We start from the raw sequence: 4,562 nt of genomic DNA, 5'->3' as shown, positions 1-4,562 counted from the left end.
AGGCCCCGAATGCCGCACTTTGTTAGGGCTGCTCTGTATTTGGTTTGTAGCGAGTATCATTACCATTAAGTTTATTCCATACACCGTAGATTATTTCCATTGAAGCATCATCTGGATGACACTCATCTGGACCACAGATTGACACTGTTAGCTCTTTATTGCGTCCCCAAAGACCAAATGAGTTTCTAATACCGGTGCCCCAACCATGATGGTATTGGATAAGGTTATTAAACGGAGTATTTTTAACCGTCGACTTATCATCCTCTTTCAAATTAGAAACGATTCTGTCAACGGCCTGCTCTAAAGTCTGAGGTAGCTTTTCCTCAGACTTGTCCTCCGCATTCCCAAATGCTTGCATTGATATCGATAGAAAAACAGCCAAAACCAACATGCTCACTTTATTCAATTTTAAACTCCGTGTTGGATGGTTGCCCTAACGCCCGCAACAAATGCGAGCGCAGCGAGTCGAGGGCGATAGCCCGTTTGGTTGCGATTGTTATGTGTTAGATATTGCATCAGGCTCATACCAAATACCATATTTGTCACCTTGCCACTTCAGCAAGTAAAACAAGTAGGCTGTTGCAAGCATGATGATAGCACCTGCCAGAGCCGCTTCACTCACAAGCCCAATACAGCAAAATAAAAAGCCAAAAATGTGCGATATTTTTTCTACTCTCTCAGCCGTTCTGCGAGCGGGTCTAATTTGCAAAAAATTTAGCGAAAACCAAACCTTCAAAAAGAAAGGTAATCTTTGCCAATTAGCGGTGTTTTTATCAATCATAAAAGTCTCCTGGTTCAGTGTTGTCACGTCAACATCAAGAGCAGCAGCAAGACATTTTAATGATTCAAAACTAGCGTTATGACCACTCTCAATGCGCTGAATGGTTCGGACATTTAATCCTGACATTTGCGCTAATTGCTCTTGAGAAATATGTCTACTAAGTCGCAGTTCTTTTAAAATCATCAGATGGCTCCTGTACTCCTGAACCAAGAGTGTTACTTATATTTTTATCTGTCAGGTACGTAAAGTACCCGACATTAAGCCGACATCTGCCGATATGCGCACATAACGCCCAAATTTAGCGCGGAAAGCCGCGCAGCGGGTTGACGTCGCAGCCAGCGCTGTTTGCTGGCGATAATATTTGATTGTTATATTGGGCCATTACCAAACCTTGATTGATTTTATGCTGCATGTAAATTACATGAAAAATTGACGTGATCAATGGTTTTAACCATAGCTTGTCACCTTTACTTGAACCCGTTATCAAATTAATACGATTACGTACGACAATTATCCAAGTTACGTCGAATACACTTGAGACAATGTGAATGCCGATTGTTCCTATTAAAATAGTTGGGTCATGAAGGTTAGCTAAACCATAAATCAAACTACCCAAGTGGATAGCGAATAATAAAATTGTTATTCCAATGAATAAGTTAGATATTTTGTATTCAGTTTTTTGATTAATTAGGCTTGAGAAATGATAAAGCTTATAAATTAGGTAAGCTCCAATAGTCAGTATGCAAAGCACTAATGTCTTTAACGCTGACTCAGCTTCAAATATTTCAACAAATCCTTTTTGCATTTACTCTCCAAAAGTGAAAGTACATCAATACTACAGCCCAATATAACGCAAAGCTTTGGGGCGGCTGGAGCGCAGCGTAAGCCGTCCCAGCCGCGATAGCGGCGACAATAGCGCCTTGTTATGTGTTTGATAAAGCATTGAATTTTCTGATTACGTAGAAAACCATAGCAATATTTACAGTACCCATGATTGCCAGAAGTTTAACTAAAATGCCAATTTCTGGCGCTTTAGCATATACAAAACCAATGGCAAAAAATGATATAGCAACGAGGAAAAATGCCAAAACAACCAACATTTTGAAATCGGATTTGGCATTACGTAACTTAACCACATTTAAGACGTTTGACATTAAACTAATACCTCTGAAAACACATAACGCCGCGCACATGGGCGACAAAAACGCGCCAGCGGGTTTGGCGTCCCAGCGACCAGCGGGAGCGAATGTTGCGCATTGTTAGCGGCGACAAACACACTACCCACGCGGCACTGCCGCCAAGCGATGCCAACCAACAGCACCCATGTGCAAAATTAAAAAACGTAACCAGCCAAGTGCGATACAGAAAAATGGCTGGAACCTAAAAACTTTAAAGCCAGCGGAGCAAAAGTGCCAAAAGGAACAACGCTACCGCACCATCAGAGATTGCACCTTGCCAACAAACTGGTGAACTTGATGGAGTAAATTAACATGTGAGATACAACTTAACGCAAGCAGAGCCGAAAAGTAAAACAGATTTTTGTACCTAAACCTTCTCGACAGCCGGCTAACGCTTTGCTCACCGGAAAATGACGAGCGCCAGCGAGTTATTTTTCCGGTGCAGTAACTTGTTAGCAGCAAATACCACACTTGCGCGGCTTGCCGCGACGCGATATTTACCGAAGCCACTGCACCCACAAATTAAAAAACTAACCAGCCAAGTGCGATACAACGAAACAGCTGGAACCTTGAAACCTTTTGTAAGCGGAGCCATGAATTTCAAGGAACAAAGTTACTGCTCCAGCCGAGATTGCTCCGAACTAACAAACTTGCATGCTCTGACTATTTGACTTTGCCGCTAGAAACACAAAACGCGAGCGGTGCCAGAACAGAAAACCTTACTAAAACTTTTAATACTCGAAAGCGGCTAACGCCGCGCACATGGGCGGCCGAAATGGAGCGCAGCGGAATATAGGCCGTCCCAGCCCGCGCTTTTAGCGGGCGAATGATACGCCTTGTTATGTGATTTACTCGATGCCAATATTTGACGCCCATTCATTAAGACCAAGCTCTCTGGCTACTCTTATTAGAGTCAACCTCTCGTTCTCGGAGGCCCCCTGAATAATAGCAGCCATATCTTCTACGACCTTAAGATCATCATCTTCCGTGAAATCTTCATCATTTCTTTCTGACCCTAGGTACTGAATCGCTAAAACGAGCGCCTTGCTTATCGACTCCACTTTCGAATCCTTGTGTTCACATAACGCCGCAAGCAGCGGCGAGCGATAGCGAGTCCAGCACCGAAGGTGCGATGCTGCCTTGCCTTGTTAAGTGCATTATCTGCTAGGGTCAAAATAGTCGAAGCTATCATTCGGAATCATTTCACCTTTAAAAAAGCCTTCAAAAACTAGCTGCATTCTTTCTCTGCGGTCAAATACCTGGTCAGAATCCAAGTCTTTAATGGCGAAGAAGTCATTTTTGTTGTGGTGTGCTTCAAATGTCATCATTAGATAGCTAAAGATTCTAGCTATCGGCCAAGCAATCTCTCTAGGTATGCAATCATCGTCGCCATACTTTATTGCAAGGTCGTAGATCGCGTTATCTAGTTTCCAGTATTTATCATCGTCCCATATGTGAGACTCATTAAGTTTTGATATGAAAGATTGCTCATCAAACAACTCGCTTGATGCCCAATTCCTAAACAGATCTTCGATAATATAATCTCCTGAGCACTTAACGCTCAAAGCAGCTGCGCGGTACGCGTCGGCTGCCTTTGCTTGTTAACAAATATGAACATCTGATACGCAGCAACGCCGTACCATACCAAAGTAATTGCTACCCAAATTCTTTGAGTTATACCTTTATATTCAACAGGCATAAAACCGTAGTAAAAAAACCAGAAAAAAATCACATGGATCAGCGTCACTAAAATTGAAAACTCTTGGAATTTTTTTGACGCATAGAACTCCCGCATTTCCAGTGCGAAAACCACTGGCACAACAATTAATATGGTTGTTAACCCATAAATGTCATGCAGAGGGCTATTCATAATAAAAATACCAGCAAAAATCCATGTCATACCAAATGAAAACATTGTTAGAAAAGTAAACTTTGCCTTTGCAATTGAAAAGCACGCGAATGCAAACAAGCACATGGACAGGCCTATTAAAATGTCAGCCAATCGATGAGAGTAAGCAAAAAATTCTGCCTCCAGCGCTAGCTCACTAATATGTTGAGACGTGACACTATAGCCAGTAACAAATAACCCGATTAATATATTGTAGAAGGCAAATACTGGAATGAGCATTGCCTGCTTTACCGCTAATATATTGTTTTTATTCAATGATTACTCCGAGCATTCAACGATTGCTAACGCCGCCAACAGCGGCCGAGCGTAGCGAGGTCCAGCCCCGTAGGGGCGATGCTGCTTGGCCTTGTTATGAGCTGACCGCTACTTTGATTTGAATTCAAAATGTTTACCACCTAACCAGCAATGTACCCACTCAGGGTCAATTCGATACTCGAAACCCGCTGGTCTAAGTGAATCGTGTATTACCCACTCTGGACCAGGTGCCGAAATTACTTCGACTGACTGGAAGGTGCCACCCCTTACTCGGATTTGACTCGCTTTATTGCAAGATGGGCAAATAAAACCAAGAGCCTCCATTTGCGGATAAGAGTACTGGCAGCCCGATAGTATTTGCTCTGCCGTAAACTCACTATCACAATGATGGCACTTTAATTTTCCATCCATACTTCATTCTCTATTTGGCTCATAACGC

General features: G+C 42.6%; 7 protein-coding genes. All 7 read right to left on the bottom strand.

Features of this window, described 5'->3' with window-relative positions; genetic code table 11:
* Positions 1–22: 22 nt before the first annotated feature.
* Positions 23–397 carry a DUF6794 domain-containing protein gene (locus BLW68_RS20845; RefSeq protein WP_342741270.1) on the bottom strand — a complete coding sequence of 125 codons (375 nt, stop codon included), beginning with the start codon at positions 395–397 and terminating at the stop codon, positions 23–25.
* 99 nt (positions 398–496) lie between these two features.
* On the bottom strand, positions 497–964 hold the full coding sequence (locus BLW68_RS20840) for a helix-turn-helix domain-containing protein (RefSeq protein WP_092797207.1): 468 nt from the start codon (positions 962–964) through the stop codon (positions 497–499).
* Positions 965–1,079: 115 nt separating this feature from the next.
* Positions 1,080–1,586: a hypothetical protein gene (locus tag BLW68_RS20835; RefSeq protein WP_092797205.1), complete on the bottom strand. Its 507-nt coding sequence runs from the start codon at positions 1,584–1,586 to the stop codon at positions 1,080–1,082.
* 118 nt (positions 1,587–1,704) lie between these two features.
* The gene (locus BLW68_RS21225; protein ID WP_092797203.1) at positions 1,705–1,935 is read right to left on the bottom strand and encodes a hypothetical protein; all 231 of its coding nucleotides are present in this window, start codon (positions 1,933–1,935) and stop codon (positions 1,705–1,707) included.
* 872 nt (positions 1,936–2,807) lie between these two features.
* Complete coding sequence (locus BLW68_RS20825; protein ID WP_092797201.1) at positions 2,808–3,020, bottom strand: hypothetical protein; 213 nt, start codon at positions 3,018–3,020, stop codon at positions 2,808–2,810.
* A gap of 96 nt (positions 3,021–3,116) precedes the next feature.
* On the bottom strand, positions 3,117–3,524 hold the full coding sequence (locus BLW68_RS20820) for an Imm41 family immunity protein (RefSeq protein WP_092797199.1): 408 nt from the start codon (positions 3,522–3,524) through the stop codon (positions 3,117–3,119).
* Positions 3,521–4,123 (bottom strand): DUF998 domain-containing protein, encoded by a 603-nt coding sequence (locus BLW68_RS20815; RefSeq protein WP_143040013.1) that lies wholly within the window; start codon positions 4,121–4,123, stop codon positions 3,521–3,523. Before BLW68_RS20815 ends, BLW68_RS20820 begins: the two co-directional genes overlap by 4 nt.
* Between the last annotated feature and the right edge of the window lie 439 nt (positions 4,124–4,562).

Origin of the sequence: Rheinheimera pacifica (assembly GCF_900108485.1) — a bacterium.
Lineage (GTDB): Bacteria > Pseudomonadota > Gammaproteobacteria > Enterobacterales > Alteromonadaceae > Alishewanella > Alishewanella pacifica.
This window is presented reverse-complemented; position numbering and strand designations above follow the sequence as displayed.